This is a genomic window from Methylobacterium sp. 22177 (assembly GCF_052045615.1).
Taxonomy (GTDB): domain Bacteria; phylum Pseudomonadota; class Alphaproteobacteria; order Rhizobiales; family Beijerinckiaceae; genus Methylobacterium; species Methylobacterium radiotolerans.
The window spans coordinates 1-15190 of record NZ_JBQEPK010000076.1; the positions used below are offsets into that span (position 1 = coordinate 1).

The following is a 15190-nucleotide window of genomic DNA, read 5'->3' on the forward strand; positions in this document are numbered from 1 at the left end:
GGAGCTTCAGGCGGTGGCGGACGCGGTGCGCGCCGAGATGATCGACGCGGTCTCGATCACCGGCGGCCATCTCGGCTCGGGGCTGGGCGTGGTCGAGCTGACGGTGGCGCTGCACCACGTGTTCGACACCCCCGACGACCGCATCGTCTGGGACGTCGGTCACCAGTGCTACCCGCACAAGATCCTCACCGAGCGCCGCGACCGGATCCGCACGCTGCGCCAGGGCGGCGGCCTGTCGGGCTTCACCAAGCGGAGCGAGAGCGTCTACGATCCCTTCGGCGCCGCCCACTCCTCGACCTCGATCTCGGCCGCGCTGGGCATGGCGGTCGCCCGCGACCTCGACAACGCCACCGCCAAGCAGAAGGGCGGCGCGCAGAAGCGCCGCAACGCCATCGCGGTGATCGGCGACGGCTCGATGTCGGCCGGCATGGCCTACGAGGCCCTCAACAACGCCGGCGCCCTGCACTCGCGCCTGATCGTCATCCTCAACGACAACGACATGTCGATCGCGCCCCCCGTCGGCGCCATGTCGGCCTACCTCGCAAGGCTGGCGTCGGGCGGCGCCTACCAGTCCCTGCGCGAGACCGCCAAGCAGCTCGGCAAGCTCCTGCCCAAGGCGCTCTACCAGCGCGCCGCCGCGGCCGAGGAGTACGCCCGCTCGCTGGTGGTCGGCGGCGGCACCATGTTCGAGGAGATGGGCTTCCACTACGTCGGCCCGGTCGACGGGCACAACCTCGACCACCTGCTGCCGGTGCTCAAGAACGTCCGCGACGCCGAGCACGGCCCGATCCTGCTCCACGTCGTCACCCAGAAGGGCAAGGGCTACGCGCCGGCCGAGGCCTCGGCCGACCGCTACCACGGCGTGGTCAAGTTCGACGTGGTCTCAGGGATCCAGGCCAAGGCCAAGCCGAACGCGCCGGCCTACACGCGGGTGTTCGGCGAGAGCCTGATCAAGGCGGCCGACGCCGACGACAAGGTCGTGGCGATCACCGCCGCCATGCCGGGCGGGACCGGCATCGACCTGTTCGGCAAGGCGCACCCGGACAAGACCTTCGACGTCGGCATCGCCGAGCAGCACGCGGTGACGTTCGCGGGCGGCCTGGCGACCGAGGGCTACCGGCCGTTCGTGGCGATCTACTCGACCTTCCTGCAGCGGGCCTACGACCAGGTGGTGCACGACGTGGCGCTGCAGAACCTGCCCGTGCGGTTCTGCCTGGACCGGGCGGGCCTGGTCGGCGCGGACGGGGCGACGCACGCGGGCGCGTTCGACCTGGCGTACCTGTGCTGCCTGCCGAACATGACCGTGATGGCGGCGGCCGACGAGGCCGAGCTGGTGCACATGGTGGCGACCGCCCACGCCCACGACACGGGCCCGATCGCGCTGCGCTACCCGCGCGGCGAGGGGGTGGGCGTCGAGCTTCCGGAGCGGGGCGAGGTCCTGGCGATCGGCAAGGGCCGGGTGGTGCGCCGGGACGCGGAGGCGCGGGTGGCGCTCCTGTCGCTCGGCACGCGGCTGGCGGAGGCCTTGAAGGCGGCGGACGCGCTGGCCGAGCAGGGCGTGGCGGTGACGGTGGCGGACGCGCGGTTCGCCAAGCCGCTGGACGAGGCGCTGATCCTGGATCTGGCGCGCGACCACGAGGTGCTGATCACGGTGGAGGAGGGCTCGCGGGGCGGGTTCGGCGCGATGGTGCTGCACCTGCTGGCCGAGCGCGGCGCGCTGGACGCGGGCGGCGTGCGGGTGCGGACCATGACGCTGCCGGACGCCTACCAGGACCACGACAGCCCGGAGAAGATGTACGCAGAGGCCGGCCTCGACGCCAAAACCATCGTCCGGACCGCCCTCGACACACTGCCGGCAGAGACCGCCAAGGCCGAGCCGGCGAGCAACGTCGTGAGCGTGCGCCGCCGCCCGCGCTGACGCCACGGTCCGCTACGGGTCTCCCGACCACGCACCGCAACCTGAGGCGGCGGAGCGCAGCGTAGCCCTCGAAGGAGCCGTCCAGAGGTCTCGCGATCCCTGGAATGCTCCTCCGAGGTCCGCCGGCGCGGGCACCTCAGGATGAGGGCGTGGAAGGGGGCTCGGGGTGATTGCCCTACCCCAGCGCCTGCGCCACCGCCCTGCCGCAGGCCTCCGTGTCGGCGTTGCCGCCGAGGTCGCGGGTGCGCAGCGTCCGCTCGGACAGCACCCGCTCGATCCCGCTGACGATCTCGGCCGCCGCCGCGTGCTCGCCGAGATGCTCCAGCATCATCGCCCCCGACCAGATCTGGCCGATCGGGTTGGCGATCCCCTGCCCGGCGATGTCCGGCGCCGAGCCGTGGACCGGCTCGAACACGGAAGGATGCACCCGCTCCGGGTTGATGTTGCCGGACGGCGCGATGCCGATCGTGCCCGTGCAGGCCGGCCCCAGATCCGACAGGATGTCGCCGAACAGGTTGGAGGCGACCACCACGTCGAACCGGTCCGGGTTGAGGACGAAATGCGCGGTCAGGATGTCGATGTGGTACTGGTCCCACCGCACGTCCGGATAGGCCCCGGCCACCGCCTTCACCCGCTCGTCCCAGTACGGCATGGTGATCGAGATGCCGTTCGACTTCGTGGCCGAGGTCAGGTGCTTCTTCGGGCGCTTCTGGGCCAGCTCGAAGGCGAACCTGAGGATCCGGTCGGTCCCGTGGCGGGTCATGATCGTCTCCTGCAGGGCGAATTCCCGCTCCGTGCCGGCGAACATCCGGCCGCCCGCGTTCGAGTACTCGCCCTCGGTGTTCTCCCGGACCACCCAGAAGTCGATGTCGCCGGGCTCCCGGTCGGCGAGCGGGCACTTCACCCCCGGCATCAGCCGCACCGGACGCAGGTTGGCGTACTGGTCGAATTCCCGCCGGAACAGGATCAGCGAGCCCCAGAGGGAGACGTGGTCGGGCACCCGCTCGGGCATGCCGACGGCGCCGAAAAAGATCGCGTCGTGGGTCTCGATCCGCGCCTTCCAGTCCTCCGGCATCATCCGGCCGTGCCGCTCGTAGTAGTCGCAGCTGGCGAAATCGAACCAGTCGAGCTGGAGGCTGAAGCCGTGCCGCTTGGCGGCCTGCTCCAGCACGCGCACGCCCTCCGGCACCACCTCCTTGCCGATGCCGTCGCCGGGGATCACCGCGATGCGGTAGCGGCGCTGCTGGCTGTTCTCCGGAGTGGCCATGAATCCTCCACGCGTCTCGAGGGCGGCCCCGTGCGGAGCCCGGGTCGCCGGCGTCAGGTGATTGGTCCGCGCCGGCACCGGGTCAACACCACGGCCTGACAATCAGTCGGTTTCACCCGCCATCGCCCGGCGCTGGCGGTCGAGCTCCTCGCTGTAGCGCTTGAGCGTGTGGCTCTCGGTGAGCAGGCCCAGCACCTTCCGGCTCTCGGCGCTCTCGACGACCGCGAGCGCCTCGCTCTCGGTCCTGTCGAAGGCGGCGGCGGCGTCCTTGGCGTTCATGCCCGGCGTGAGGAAATCGTCCGCGTGCAGGAGCAGGTCGGCGAGGACCGGCTGCGCGTCGGCGCCGGCATCCCGGACGGCCGCGTGCGCCTCGGGCACGTTCAGGATGCCGGCGTAGCGCCCGCCCCCGTCCACGGCGATCACCCGGGAGGGCGAGCCGAGGGGATGGGCGCGCAGGAAGGTGGGCAGCGGCGTGTCCAGCGCCACGGTGCCGGGATTGCGGCGCATCAGCCGGCCGACGGTCAGCGAGCGGATCCAGCCGACGTCGTGGGGGCTGCGGATGCTCTCGCCGCGCAGGTGGAAGCGCCAGGTGGCGAAGGAGTAGCCGAAGGTCTTGCGCACGGTGAGGGAGGACGCGATCACCGCCGCCAGGACGACGCCGGTGATCGGCAGGCTGCCGGTGACCTCCAGCGCCAGGAAGGTCATGGTGAGCGGGCCGCCGATGACCGCCACCGCGAGGGCGCTCATGCCGATCACTGCGTAGGCGAGCGGCGTCAGGCCGAAATCCGCCAGCGGCGGCACCAGCACCGGGGCGAGGGCGGCGAACAGCTTGCCGGCGATGGCCCCGAGGAACAGGGACGCGAAGAACAGGCCGCCGCGGAAGCCCGAGCCGATCGAGATCGCCGAGGCCGTGGCCTTGGAGGCGAACAGCGCGGCCAGGACCGCGATGCCGTGCCCCTGCCCCTCGGCGGCGAAGTGCATGTGCAGGGCGCCGTGGCCGCCCGACAGCACCTGCGGCGTCGCCAGCAGCGCCAGCGCGCCGACGCACAGGCCGCCGAAGGCGGGCGCCGCCACCCGCGGCACGCCGGACGCCTGGACGAGGCGCTCGACCAGGGTGACGCCGCGCATGATCAGGATGCCGAGGCCCGCGCAGAACAGCCCGAGGGCGAGGCTCGGCAGGATCTCCAGGCTGGTGACGTGCGAGGTCGTGACCGCCTGCATGTCGCCGAGATCGACGAGCGGCTGCGCCTCGATCAGGGCGCGCGAGATCAGGTTGCCGCAGAGCGCCGCGACGACCACGGGCGTCAGCGTGGCGATCGAGTAGGTGCCGATGATCAGCTCGAAGGCGTAGAACGCGCCGGCAAGCGGCGCCCCGAAGCCGGCCGCGATCGCCCCGGCCGCGCCGCAGCCCACCAGGGTGCGCAGGTCGCTGCGCCGCACCTCGAAGGCGATGCCTAGCCGCGAGGCGAGGCCGGAGGCGATCTGTGTGTAGCCGGCTTCGAGTCCCACCGAGGCGCCGGACCCGTTCGAGATGACGTTCTGGAGGGCGAGGTAGAGGCTGTCGCGCAGGGACATGCGGCCGCCGTGCAGGGCGTTGGCCTCGATGGGATCGATGGCCGGGCGCCTGCGCGGGCCGCGGACGTAGTTGGCGACGACGATCAGCAGGCCGAGGACGGCGCCGCCGAGGCACGGGCCCACGAGCAGGAGCGCCGGCGACACGGCGTCGACGGCGCTGAGGCGCGCGCCCGCGGGCAGCTGGTAGAGCAGCTCGCGCAGGGTCTGGGTGATCCAGGTCATGGCCGAGACCGCCACGCCGGCGACGCAGCCCACCAGGGTCGCGAGGGCGACGAGGCCGCCCTCGCTCCGGCGGACAAGGCTGCGGAGCCGTCCGGGGGCCTGGACGAGGCCAGCCCCCGCCCAGCGCCGGCGCGGCCGCCGGCCCGGCCCGGCGGCCGATCGGGCCGGCACGTCGGCCGATCCGCTGCCGGGCGCCCTGTTCCCGCCGGCGGCGGCCGCTGGCTGTCGCGCGCTCACGGTCCGCCCCTCGCCTCCGGTCCGTCCGATCGGCGCCGCCGCCGCGTCGACCCCGCCGTCGCAGTTACAGCCGGGTCCGATCCCGTTGCAAACGGGCGGTGTCGCGGGGGCGCGGCCGGTCCCGGCGCGGGGGACCCGGACGGCGCTATCCACGAAGTCGAAATCCCGTGCACACATCGCCTTGAAAACTGCCGCGGCCCACGATACACCCCGCGCCAGTGCCGCCGTAGCTCAGTTGGTTAGAGCACCAGATTGTGGATCTGGGGGTCCCCCGTTCGAGCCGGGGCGGTGGTACCATCCATTCAGCTCGACAGCGCGAGGGGTTGGCGGATCGCCAGCCCCTTTTGCTTGTGTGCGGACGGCGCCGCGCCGGATCTGGGCCGGCCCGGACCCACACCCCGACCCGATCGGAGTCGATCGGACCGGTCCTCGCGCGGAAGCCGGCCTGTACACAGGCGGCCGCTCCAGCGCCCGCGCATGTTATAGAATCGCCAAATTTGCTCGCATACAGTCATGGCCGGGAGAAGACTATTATTGTTAGCGTGAAGACTGCCATGAAGAGCACGACACAGCAGGATCAGCTCGAGATCGTGAGCGCCCTCGCGGCCTCGCTCGCGGACCGGATGCTGATGGAGCGTCTGACGCAGGGAAAGCTGCCCCTCGCGAATGCGAGCCGCCTCTGGACCGCCTCGCTGCTCCTGGAGGAGCACGCGCGGCCCATCCCGCGCATCGTGACGGATGTCCTGGAGGAGGTCCGTCACGTCGAGCCCGACGACGGGGACGAGGCGGACGGGATCGAAGCGCAGCCGGGACCGGAGGTGGACTTGGCCGGGGCGCGGCGTCCGGCCCGGCCGGCGCGCCGGCGCGGGCTCACCCGCCTGCTCCGCCCGTTCCGGCAGGCGGCCGAAGCCTGAGCCGCGTCGACGGCGGCTCTCGGCCGCCTGCCGGAACGGCGCGGGACCGTCTTGGCGGATCCGGAGTTCCCCGCGCGCGCCCGGGACGCTAAGACCGTCTTCGAGCGCGGCGTCGGACCCCGCCGCGCCAACGGGCTTCGGGACACGAGAGATGAGCATCCCTGAACGGCGCGTCCGGACCCTGTTCGACGAGGCGGCCATCGCCAAGCGCAACGACGAGCTCGCCCGGGAGATCCTCGCCGCGCGGCCCGAGAACCTCCTCGTCGTGGCAGTGCTCAAGGGCAGCTTCATGTTCGCGGCCGACCTGCTCCGGTCGCTGCACCGGGTCGGGCTCGCCCCGCAGGTCGAGTTCGTGCACCTGTCGAGCTACCGCACCGGGACCGTCTCCAGCGGGCAGGTCGAGATCCTGCGCGACGTGCAGAGCGAGGTGCGCGGGCGGGACGTGCTGCTCGTGGACGACATCCTGGAATCGGGCCGGACCGTCGTCTTCGCCAAGGACCTGCTGATGGCCCGCGGCGCCCGGCGGGTCCTCACCGCGGTGCTGCTGGAGAAGCCCGGCAAGCGCGCCGTGACGATCGACGCGGATTTCGTCGGCTTCACCTGTCCCGACGTGTTCGTCGTCGGCTACGGGATGGACGCCGCCCACGCCTTCCGCCAGCTGCCCTTCGTGGGCGTGGTCGATTACGGCGACGGCGACCCGGACCTGTTCGACGCTTGACCGCTCCCGCAGCGCGGCATTTTCGCCGCGCGCCGCGACCCGAGGGACAATTCGGCCTGCGACGACTTGACAGACGGGGAATTCGTCTGTGTCTGTCGGCGTTTGGGCGCGCGCGCCGTCGCGACGGGTCGCGCGCGGATTTCGGGGACGGTTACGGGACCACATGGCGCGCATCCTCCTGGTGGATGACGAAGAGACCGTCCGGGGCTTCCTCAAGCGGGGGCTCGAGATCGACGGGCACGCGGTCGTCACGGCCAACGACGGCAGCGACGGACTCGACCGCCTCAACGAGGCCGACGGCGGCTTCGATCTGATGCTCACCGACATCCGCATGCCGCTCATGGACGGCATCGCGCTGGCCCTCGCCGCCAAGCGCGACTTCCCCGACCTGACCATCCTGCTGATGACCGGCTTCGCCGACCAGCGCGAGCGCGCGCGCGGGCTCGACGCCATCGTCACCGACGTGCTGACCAAGCCCTTCTCCCTGGCGGATCTCCGCGCCACCGTGAAGCGGGCGCTCGCCGCCTGACCTGGGCGGGACCGGTTCGGAAGAACTTAAACATTGCTCTTAGGTTGAGCTTCACGAAAGCGTGGCACCTTCGGTCCGACTGGATCAGACCGAGCACGGAACGCCATGTATCGCCGGGACCGGGACATCGACGCGGCGGCGTATCGGGCGGACCGCTACGGCCGGGAGCCGGACGACCGGGACTGGGACGACGACCGCGACGCCCGGCGTCCGCGCGGGGGCCTCGGGCGGTTCTTCTCGCTGACGAAGCTCGCCCTCCTCGCGGTGCCGGCCGGGCTGTTCCTGTACGGCAGCTTCGCGGATTGCAGCGCCCGTCCGGCGGCGGGCTGGCTGGGGCTCGTCGGGGCCGGGGCCTGCGCCCGCACCGAGATGCTCGGCAACGTCCTGTCGATCCAGGACAACCTCGCGCTCCTGAAGCGGCTCATCAACTGAGCGACCGCCGCAGACCCTTCCGCGCCGCGCCCCCGATCCGCCCCGAACCGACCTCCGTGAGGCCGCCATGTCCACCCGCCCGCTCCTGCCGGCCTCGTCAACCCGCGCCTCCGACGCCGTCGAGGAGGCCCAGTTCCGCGCCCGCATGGCGCGGGTCGGCCCGGACGGCGCGAACCGCCCCCAGCGCCGGAGCCGGGCGCCCGAGCGGCGGCGCGGCTTCCGGCTCGGCTGGAAGGGCTGGCTCGTCGTCGACAGCCTCGTCGTGCTCCTGGTCGTGGCGGGGGTGGTGGCGTGGCCGCCGGTCCAGTCCTGCCGCAACCAGGACCAGACGGTCGGGTTCTACGCCGGCGATTCCGTCGGCAAGTGCATCCGGCGGGGGATCGCCGATCGCCTCGACACCGCCGACCAGCGCCTCAAGAGCCTGATCCGCCGCTCGGGCCACTGAGGCCGGACCCGCCGGAGCGCACAGCTCGAGCCTCGGCAGGCGCCCCGCGCAGCAACTTCTGGTTTGAGCGAACGTTGTGTGCTCGCCAGGAGCGCCCGATGCCCGTGATACTCGTCGTCCCGGTCGCGCTGATCGCGGTTCTCGCCGCCGGCGCGTTCGCGCTCCGTCACACCGAGGGGCACGGGCCCGAGCTGCGAGAAGCCCTGCTCCTGCTGCTCATGCTCGCGGTCGTATCGGCCAGCATAGGGCTGATGGCGCTCCGCCCGGGCGGCGCCTCGCGCGATGTCCTGCAGCCGACGGCCGGCGGCGTGTCGGCGTGACCCTGGAGGGCGCGGTCCGGCCCGAGCGCGAACCCGGGCTGACGCTGTGCTCGCCGACGCGCACGGCACGGCCGGACAGCCGGACCCAGGCCTGCCGCCGAAACTTTCGGTCGCGCCTGGGGTTCGCCGGGAAGGAGGACGCCCATGCCCGACGAAGCGAAAGGCACGAAGCCCGAGGATCTCACCCCTGATCGCCCGCGCCTCACCCCGCAGGGTCACGGGAGCGGCTCCGGGAGTGGCGAGGACAGCACGGACCCGAATGGCGGGGCCAAGCAGGGTCAGGGCGACAGGGCGGAAGGGTGAGGTCCGCGCGACGCGGACCGGCGGCGATGCGTCGAGTTGAACGGATCGCCGAAATCGTTCGATCACGGATCGTGTGCTCTGATCCTCGGTGAGGAGGTCGGAGCCATGACCATCACCACCTCGATCAACGCCGTCGGCCCCGTGAAGGCGACGGAGATGATCCAGTCGGCGCGTGCCGAAGCCGCCATCGCGCACAGGGCGGGGCTGCATACCGTCACGATGCCGGTGCCGGCGTCCACCGACTCCCGAGCGCCGGCGGACGGCCGCGAGCTGCCCGCTTTGCAGGAGCGCGTGGTGGACATCACCGTCTGAGCCGCCCTCGGTCAGGCTGCGTCGGTCCCGCAGCCGCGAGGCGCGTGTCTCCCATCGATCCGGAGACGCTCGATCACGTCCGCCTCGGATCGCTCGGCGGCCGAGTCGTTCCGTGCCGGGTCCCGACCGACGTGCTGCGCGACCTGTCTCACCCGGACGACCTCGCGCGCGGCCCGCGCGACGTCGTCCTGAGCGATCGGGCCGCCATCGCGCGGGTCGCGACCGAGACATCCGAGCGCGCGGGCGCGCCGGATGGGTGCCTCGATCGCGACGAGGCCGACTTCTTCTGGCGCGAGGCTGCGCAGCCTCGGCCCGATCACCTCCACACGCTGGACGGGCGCGCCGAGCTCGGGCCGCCACGCCGCTCCCCCGCTCGAGACCGCTCGCGCGACGGACCGTGACGGTGTGGAACTCGAGTAGCCAAGATTTCGTCCGCAACAAACACGACATCGCCCCGTAAATCACGACTCTTATCCCTCAGTCCAAGCCCGCGATATCTCGCGGAGGACGGAGGACATCATGCTCAATGACTGTGCCGCCAGGCGTGCCGCCGTGCACGACGTTCTGGCTCATGAACGCGCGGATCAGAAGCCTCGTCGCGGCATGAGGCTCCTCGGGGTCGGCTGCCTCGGGCTCGCCTTCCTCGGGACAGCGAGCACCGTGAAGGCGTGGGAAAGCTCGCCCGCGCGCCAAGCATCCGCGATCGATGCAGACCCCCGCGGCGAAACTGAGCACGCACAGCCGAGGCCGGACGGGCTCGATTTCGGCATCGTCGCCCAGATCGCCAGTCGCTAGGAGGGGCCGCCGATGAATTCGATGCTGCTCGGCCTCTTCCCGCTGCTGGTCGTTCTGACCTGGAGCGCCGGTTACGTGCTGGTGGAACGCGCGTGGCGTCAGCACGCGCCGGGCCGTCATATCGCGGCGGCGCTGCTCTGTGCCGGCTTCAGCCTTGCCGCCATCGCGGCCCTGGCTTGGGCTATGCCGCAGCCGGGCCAGAACTGGTCCGATGCGCCCCTGCGGCGCCTCGTTCCGGACGACAAGCCTGCCCTGGATGAGCCGACAGCGGGTCGCTGGTAGCACGACCATGAGCGCGCCCATGCCGTCCCTTCGCCGCTCGCGCGGGGAGGCCCCGGAAGGCAGGCCGCGGCACGCGTGAAGTGCGACCCGTCGCCAAATGTGCGATTCAAGACTTTCAGCAGAGACAGGGGCGATAATCTGGGGCGGATTAGAGAGTTGAGTGCCCTGAAATGCCCATCGAGAGACGCGCCCGCCCGAGAGCCGAGACGGATCTGACCGGGCGCATCGTGCCGAATTTCGGCCGGCCAGTGGGCTGCAGGGTCCTGGATCGATCGCCGGGCGGAGCGCAGCTCCGCGTGAACAGCGTCTTCGGTCTCCCCGAGACCTTCATGCTCGAGATCCCGCAGACCGAGGAGCGCATCAGCGCGCGCGTGGTCTGGCGCTCGGCAGGCAATCTCGGGGTGGTGCTCGACGAGCCGGCGCGGCCGTCGATGTAGCGGCGGCCGGGCATCGGGCGGCCTCGGCCGTCTTCACGTCGGCCGGCCGAACCGCGCGATCCAGCTTCGTGCGTTAGCCAATGCGGGCGACCTGCCGCGGGCCGTCGAGCCTTCCACGAGCGGGGCCGCCCGACCGAGATCATCGCGCGGCGGCGGGGCGAGCGGGACCAGGCCGCCCTCCCCCAATGCGCGGACTCTTCCGCACCGTTCCCGAGACACGTCGCTGTGCGAGCGCTCCCGATCCGGATCCCGCCCCTAGGCTGGGGAGCCGGGGCGACGCCTGCGCCGACGCGCTGACCGGGCCCGGATTCCGACGGCCCGGGCTTCCCCCGCGCGCGGCATGGGGCGGTAGGCCTACTCCCCTTCCGCAGCGTCCTCGCCGTCCGTCACGCCGAGAGCGGCCTTCTCGGCAAGGAGCGTCGCCAACGCGGACCGGATGCGGTCGCCCTGCTCGGCGTAGGGCAGGTCGGCCGCGTCGAGCAGCGCGCTGCGGTACCGGGTCTGGATCGCGGCCAGTTGCGTCGGCAGCCCCACTTTGCGGGGCGGCTTCCCGTCGACCACGACCTTCGGCGGCTTCTTCTTGGCGGGCGTCTTTCCGGGCATGCCGAGCCAAGCCGCATGCAGGTCCCTGGTTCCCCCGTTTCGCGGCCTCCCCCGATCGCGCGATCCCCCAAGGCTCGCCGGCGCCTGACGTTCCGGTGCAGGTGCGGGCGGGGCTGACGAGCCGGCGCGACGGGTACACCGAGTTCGCGCGACGCGGGTCGGCGGTGCTCGACGTGGTTTAAGCCGACGGCGACGCGTCCCTGCCCCGGCAGATGGAGGCCGGGGCCACGCAGGGCGTGCCCCTCCTGCAGGCCCTGGTGGCGGCTGAGATCGCGGACCTGATGGACGATGCGCCGACCGACGCCGCGATGGCGCTGGCCGCTGGCCCGCTCTCGGACGCCGCCTACGATGCGCTGGTGAAGGCGGTCGCGCCCGATAGCCCCACCGGTCGGGCGCTCGCCAAGATCGGGGCGCGTAACAGCCGGGCGGACCAGGAGCGGATCCAGCGCATGCATGACGACGCCTGGGGCCTCGGGGCAACCTGTGAGTCGGCCGAGAAGGGTGCCGGCGCCGACCCGACCAAGGGCAGCGATGCGGTCGAAGCGGTTCGGGTCGAACTCGCCAAGATGACCGGCCAGCGCGACGCACTGCAGAAGACGCTGACCGACGAGGTGCTGCCGCAGATCGCGGCACTCGCGAAGATGGTGGGAGATCAACCCGTGCCGCGCCATCTCGTGGGCCGCGCGGTCACGAAGGGCAGCGCGGGTGATTCCGGTTCATCTGACATTCCGTCCGTGGACGCGATCCGCGACCACCCAGCCAAGATGAGCGCGGAGGCGCGCGCGGGTCGGCTGATCAAGGTCTCGCACCAGAACCCGCAGCAGCTCGCGCTCGCCCGCTAAGGCGCTCAGATCCGGTGCCTGCGTACGATCACTTGCGACCGATCGCGACCCGACCCAGCCACGACGGCGGCTATCGCCGCATCCCGAAAGCAGCCGCTTCCAGCCCCATCAAACATGACCGTGCTGATGGTGGAGGTCGGGGTAGTGAGGATGGGTGTGCCGTAGCGGCTCATGGCGGTGCCAATGGGAGTGTGGCTCCGTCACCGGCCCATCGTGATGATGCTGGTGGTGCTCATCGTGGACGTGGGCATGCTCGTGCTCCATCGTCTCATGGAGGTGCGCGTGCTCGTGGCGCTCTGCGAGGTGCAGCCACAGACCCATACCCATCAGCGCGCCGGCCACGACGAGCTGCACCGTCACCGGCTCGCCTAGCAGCCCGACGGCAATCACCGCGCCGATGAAAGGCGCAAGTGAGAAGTAGGCCCCAGCGCGCGCTGCACCGAGGTGGCGCAAGGCCAGCATGAATAGGACGAGGCTCACCCCGACACCGAGGAAGCCGACCACCGCCGCTGCGCCGATCATTGCCAAGGATGGCATTGCCGCGCCCAACATCAGCGCCAGAGCCACGTTGACGCTGCCCGCAACCACCCCCTTAATCGTGGCCGTGACAACCGGATCGGACGAGGAGAGCTTGCGGGTCAGGTTGTTGTCGATGCCCCAGGCCAGACAGGCGGCGGCGATCAACGCCGCGCCCGCATCGAGGCGCACACCCTCACCGTTCCACGACAACACGACCGCGCCCACGAGGATGGCGAACGCACCCAGTATCAGACGGCGATCAACGTTCTCCCGGAACACCACCCACGCGATGAGCATAGTCGCCAAGCCTTCGAGGTTGAGCAACAGCGAGCCAGACGCGGCAGAGGTGTGCGACAGACCCAGCATCAGCAGAAGCGGCCCGGCCAACCCACCGAACAGCACGACTGCTGCCAGCCACGGCAGATCATGCCGGCGGAGCGGAGCTTCCTGGGCTGGAACGCCAAAGGTAGCTCGGCTGACATGCACGATTGCCAGGCCGATGCCCGCGCCGAGGTAGAGAAGCCCAGCAAGCAGTTGCGGCGAGACGGTGCCGAGCAGAAGCTTCGCGAACGGAGCGGAGGCACCGAACAAGACGGCCGAAACGAGGGCCAACGGCACCCCTGGCCAGAGGTGGGAGTGGATGTATTTCATGCCCTCACTTTTACAGCGTTTCAGCAAACGCCTGAGAGCGAACCCTCGTCCCTGCATCGAGCGGCCTGAGCGGCTTCACCGGCCATGTCTGCTCCGATGTATCCGCAGCTCCGAAGCGGCCCATCTCCCTTCCACACCGAGCAGACAGTCCGATAGCGACCCGCTTCCGTCACTCAGCCGCTAGGGCGACAGCCCGAGAGCGGTCGCAACCGACCGCAGGTCCTGCGTGTGCGCCTGCCGGTATTCACGGGGGCTCACGTCGTAGCGATCCTTGAAGCGGCGGGCGAAATGCGCCTGGCTGCTGAAGCCACAGGCGTAGGCCAGCATGCCGACGGACAGGTGTGCACAGGCCGGGTCGGTCAGGCGCTTGGCTGCCACCTCCAAGCGGCGTTCCCAGATGTAGTCGGAGATGTGCCGGCCGCGCTCGTGGAACAGCTCCTGCAGCCGGCGTAGCGACAGCCCCATTGCGGCGGCGAGCTGTGGTGGATCCAAACTCGGATCGCCCAGATGGGTCTCAACATAGGCCTTGGCACGCTGGACCGTGACGTTGCCGTGTATGGAACGCGGTACCTCCTGCGCCATCCGTTCGGCGAGGCTGGCTACGATTAGGTCGATCCCGATCGACGCCAAGCGGGCGGCCGCGTCGGGGCCGAGCCGATCGGCGACCGCAACCAAATCCTGGATGTACGTCCGCGCCAAGGTCGTGGAGGCGTGGTCCGCGCCGACCCTGAGGGCGCTGAACAGCCGGGACGGGCCCAGTGCGGTTTCCAGACGATCGCGCGGCAGATCCAGGATCAGGGTACTGCTCGTCTCCGTCTGGACGACGGCCGGGCGTGCGTCGAGGACGAAAAGGTCGCCCATCCGACATTCCGCCTCCTGGTCGCCCTGTCGGGCGATAGCCCGGCCGGAGAGCATCAGGACCGCGTAGGCCCGATCGGACCGGTCGTCGCGCCGGGACGCGTCGGCCGTCGTTTCGCTGCGCATGGCCGTGTGTGCGAAGTGTGAAATCGGCACGGCGCCGATATTCGTAGCGGCTATGCTGCCCTTGAACTGGGCCTCGTCGACGGTCTTCAACTCCACCGGGACCAGCTGTTCACAGACCATTTCGCGCCACTGGCGGAACGCGTTCCGAGGGTGGATCTTTTCTGTCGAAAAAAGCGGTTGCATTTGAGGCCTAGGCGCCCCCGACACCACCCGGTGGCGAGGAATGAAGGTCCGGACTCGTATTGTATATAATATGCTGCAACCATGTGCGTATCGCTCGCATGATCACGGAGTTGCGATCCGTCGATAGACACGGCCGCCCGAAAGGGGACCGGCAGAATTCCACCCAGGCAGACCGTCGGTGTCGAAACCGTCAGTCTGACGCGTACCGTCCGACACACCGCACATCGACCACTCTCGACGCGCCGTCGGTCCGGGGACGGATCGCGCGCGTCCCCCGACGGGCCGCAGGGCCCACCATCCCCTCTACGTCCGATGTCCCGCGCCCCGGGGACGGGTCAGCGCCGGCGCGGCCGTGCATCCGCACAGGATCACGCCCCATGACCCAGCACGTCGACGTCCTCGCCCTCCTCAAGGAGGCGCAGGCCAAGCCGCTCACCGACCCGATCCTGGCGCAGCTCGGGATCGATCTGCAGAAGTCGACCTTCGCGCAGGCCAGCTCGCCCACCTCCGGCCTGACCTGCTACGACCTCGAACTCGGCGCGAAGTCGCTCTACCCGGTGCTCACGCCCCTGCGAAACGCGATCCCGCGCGTCTCGGGCAAGGGCGGCATCCAGGCCGCGTGGCGGGCGATCACCGGCATCAACGTCTCCGGGATGCGCATCGACGTCTCGGCGGCAACCGCGGCGGCGTGCAGGTCGTCGC

General features: G+C 70.7%; 18 protein-coding genes, 1 tRNA gene and 1 pseudogene. 15 read left to right on the plus strand and 5 right to left on the minus strand.

The annotated features are described in order from the left end of the window. The coding region (gene dxs, locus ACTJK8_RS30880) for a 1-deoxy-D-xylulose-5-phosphate synthase (protein ID WP_440763068.1) at positions 1-1918 on the plus strand (1918 nt) is incomplete at its 5' end. Between the two features lie 175 nt (positions 1919-2093). Here dxs and ACTJK8_RS30885 read toward each other — a convergent pair. After that, on the minus strand, positions 2094-3185 hold the full coding sequence (locus tag ACTJK8_RS30885; protein ID WP_012320924.1) for a tartrate dehydrogenase: 1092 nt from the start codon (positions 3183-3185) through the stop codon (positions 2094-2096). A 102-nt stretch (positions 3186-3287) separates the two neighbouring features. After that, positions 3288-4982 (minus strand): chloride channel protein, encoded by a 1695-nt coding sequence (locus ACTJK8_RS30890; RefSeq protein ID WP_440763074.1) that lies wholly within the window; start codon positions 4980-4982, stop codon positions 3288-3290. Positions 4983-5439: 457 nt separating this feature from the next. Between ACTJK8_RS30890 and ACTJK8_RS30895 the strand changes: the two genes are divergently transcribed. The 12 genes from ACTJK8_RS30895 to ACTJK8_RS30950 all read left to right on the plus strand — a co-directional run bounded on the left by ACTJK8_RS30895 (position 5440) and on the right by ACTJK8_RS30950 (position 10706). Beyond that, positions 5440-5516, plus strand: a tRNA-His gene (locus tag ACTJK8_RS30895). Between the two features lie 257 nt (positions 5517-5773). Beyond that, complete coding sequence (locus ACTJK8_RS30900; RefSeq protein WP_012320926.1) at positions 5774-6133, plus strand: hypothetical protein; 360 nt, start codon at positions 5774-5776, stop codon at positions 6131-6133. Between the two features lie 151 nt (positions 6134-6284). Next, entirely contained in the window at positions 6285-6851 is a 567-nt protein-coding gene (gene hpt, locus ACTJK8_RS30905) for a hypoxanthine phosphoribosyltransferase (RefSeq protein ID WP_012320927.1), read from the plus strand. A gap of 163 nt (positions 6852-7014) precedes the next feature. Next, entirely contained in the window at positions 7015-7380 is a 366-nt protein-coding gene (locus ACTJK8_RS30910) for a response regulator (protein WP_010687322.1), read from the plus strand. Positions 7381-7485: 105 nt separating this feature from the next. Beyond that, entirely contained in the window at positions 7486-7812 is a 327-nt protein-coding gene (locus ACTJK8_RS30915) for a hypothetical protein (RefSeq protein ID WP_440763069.1), read from the plus strand. 67 nt (positions 7813-7879) lie between these two features. Continuing rightward, positions 7880-8257 carry a hypothetical protein gene (locus ACTJK8_RS30920; RefSeq protein ID WP_012320929.1) on the plus strand — a complete coding sequence of 126 codons (378 nt, stop codon included), beginning with the start codon at positions 7880-7882 and terminating at the stop codon, positions 8255-8257. A 98-nt stretch (positions 8258-8355) separates the two neighbouring features. Further along, positions 8356-8577 (plus strand): hypothetical protein, encoded by a 222-nt coding sequence (locus ACTJK8_RS30925; protein WP_012320930.1) that lies wholly within the window; start codon positions 8356-8358, stop codon positions 8575-8577. Positions 8578-8985: 408 nt separating this feature from the next. Beyond that, positions 8986-9192: a hypothetical protein gene (locus tag ACTJK8_RS30930; protein ID WP_012320932.1), complete on the plus strand. Its 207-nt coding sequence runs from the start codon at positions 8986-8988 to the stop codon at positions 9190-9192. Positions 9193-9236: 44 nt separating this feature from the next. Next, positions 9237-9593, plus strand: coding sequence for a hypothetical protein (locus tag ACTJK8_RS30935; protein ID WP_440763070.1), 357 nt, complete (start codon positions 9237-9239; stop codon positions 9591-9593). Between the two features lie 118 nt (positions 9594-9711). After that, on the plus strand, positions 9712-9987 hold the full coding sequence (locus ACTJK8_RS30940) for a hypothetical protein (protein WP_012320934.1): 276 nt from the start codon (positions 9712-9714) through the stop codon (positions 9985-9987). A 12-nt stretch (positions 9988-9999) separates the two neighbouring features. Further along, on the plus strand, positions 10000-10269 hold the full coding sequence (locus tag ACTJK8_RS30945; RefSeq protein WP_012320935.1) for a hypothetical protein: 270 nt from the start codon (positions 10000-10002) through the stop codon (positions 10267-10269). Positions 10270-10439: 170 nt separating this feature from the next. Then, entirely contained in the window at positions 10440-10706 is a 267-nt protein-coding gene (locus ACTJK8_RS30950; protein ID WP_012320936.1) for a PilZ domain-containing protein, read from the plus strand. Between the two features lie 354 nt (positions 10707-11060). On the opposite strand, the gene ACTJK8_RS30955 is transcribed toward ACTJK8_RS30950, so the two are convergent. Then, a complete protein-coding gene (locus ACTJK8_RS30955; RefSeq protein ID WP_012320937.1) occupies positions 11061-11309 on the minus strand; it encodes a hypothetical protein in 249 nt (82 codons plus the stop codon). A gap of 236 nt (positions 11310-11545) precedes the next feature. Between ACTJK8_RS30955 and ACTJK8_RS30960 the strand changes: the two genes are divergently transcribed. Then, positions 11546-12151 (plus strand): hypothetical protein, encoded by a 606-nt coding sequence (locus ACTJK8_RS30960; protein WP_440763071.1) that lies wholly within the window; start codon positions 11546-11548, stop codon positions 12149-12151. A 108-nt stretch (positions 12152-12259) separates the two neighbouring features. Here the strand turns inward: ACTJK8_RS30960 and ACTJK8_RS30965 are convergent, their stop codons facing one another. Then, positions 12260-13321 carry a DMT family transporter gene (locus ACTJK8_RS30965; RefSeq protein ID WP_440763072.1) on the minus strand — a complete coding sequence of 354 codons (1062 nt, stop codon included), beginning with the start codon at positions 13319-13321 and terminating at the stop codon, positions 12260-12262. 180 nt (positions 13322-13501) lie between these two features. Next, complete coding sequence (locus ACTJK8_RS30970) at positions 13502-14488, minus strand: helix-turn-helix domain-containing protein (RefSeq protein WP_440763073.1); 987 nt, start codon at positions 14486-14488, stop codon at positions 13502-13504. A gap of 377 nt (positions 14489-14865) precedes the next feature. Between ACTJK8_RS30970 and ACTJK8_RS30975 the strand changes: the two are divergent. Further along, positions 14866-15190: pseudogene (locus ACTJK8_RS30975) on the plus strand (hypothetical protein); the annotation flags it as partial.

Excerpts from the sequence above, each read along its gene's own strand:
- ACTJK8_RS30970 (WP_440763073.1), bottom strand. The coding sequence starts at position 14,488 with ATGCAACCGCTTTTTTCGACAGAAAAGATCCACCCTCGGAACGCGTTC.
- ACTJK8_RS30965 (WP_440763072.1), bottom strand. The coding sequence starts at position 13,321 with ATGAAATACATCCACTCCCACCTCTGGCCAGGGGTGCCGTTGGCCCTC.
- ACTJK8_RS30920 (WP_012320929.1), top strand. The coding sequence starts at position 7,880 with ATGTCCACCCGCCCGCTCCTGCCGGCCTCGTCAACCCGCGCCTCCGAC.
- hpt (WP_012320927.1), top strand. The coding sequence starts at position 6,285 with ATGAGCATCCCTGAACGGCGCGTCCGGACCCTGTTCGACGAGGCGGCC.
- ACTJK8_RS30945 (WP_012320935.1), top strand. The coding sequence starts at position 10,000 with ATGAATTCGATGCTGCTCGGCCTCTTCCCGCTGCTGGTCGTTCTGACC.
- ACTJK8_RS30925 (WP_012320930.1), top strand. The coding sequence starts at position 8,356 with ATGCCCGTGATACTCGTCGTCCCGGTCGCGCTGATCGCGGTTCTCGCC.
- ACTJK8_RS30885 (WP_012320924.1), bottom strand. The coding sequence starts at position 3,185 with ATGGCCACTCCGGAGAACAGCCAGCAGCGCCGCTACCGCATCGCGGTG.
- ACTJK8_RS30955 (WP_012320937.1), bottom strand. The coding sequence starts at position 11,309 with ATGCCCGGAAAGACGCCCGCCAAGAAGAAGCCGCCGAAGGTCGTGGTC.
- ACTJK8_RS30940 (WP_012320934.1), top strand. The coding sequence starts at position 9,712 with ATGCTCAATGACTGTGCCGCCAGGCGTGCCGCCGTGCACGACGTTCTG.
- ACTJK8_RS30890 (WP_440763074.1), bottom strand. The coding sequence starts at position 4,982 with ATGACCTGGATCACCCAGACCCTGCGCGAGCTGCTCTACCAGCTGCCC.
- ACTJK8_RS30915 (WP_440763069.1), top strand. The coding sequence starts at position 7,486 with ATGTATCGCCGGGACCGGGACATCGACGCGGCGGCGTATCGGGCGGAC.
- ACTJK8_RS30930 (WP_012320932.1), top strand. The coding sequence starts at position 8,986 with ATGACCATCACCACCTCGATCAACGCCGTCGGCCCCGTGAAGGCGACG.
- ACTJK8_RS30910 (WP_010687322.1), top strand. The coding sequence starts at position 7,015 with ATGGCGCGCATCCTCCTGGTGGATGACGAAGAGACCGTCCGGGGCTTC.
- ACTJK8_RS30900 (WP_012320926.1), top strand. The coding sequence starts at position 5,774 with ATGAAGAGCACGACACAGCAGGATCAGCTCGAGATCGTGAGCGCCCTC.
- ACTJK8_RS30950 (WP_012320936.1), top strand. The coding sequence starts at position 10,440 with ATGCCCATCGAGAGACGCGCCCGCCCGAGAGCCGAGACGGATCTGACC.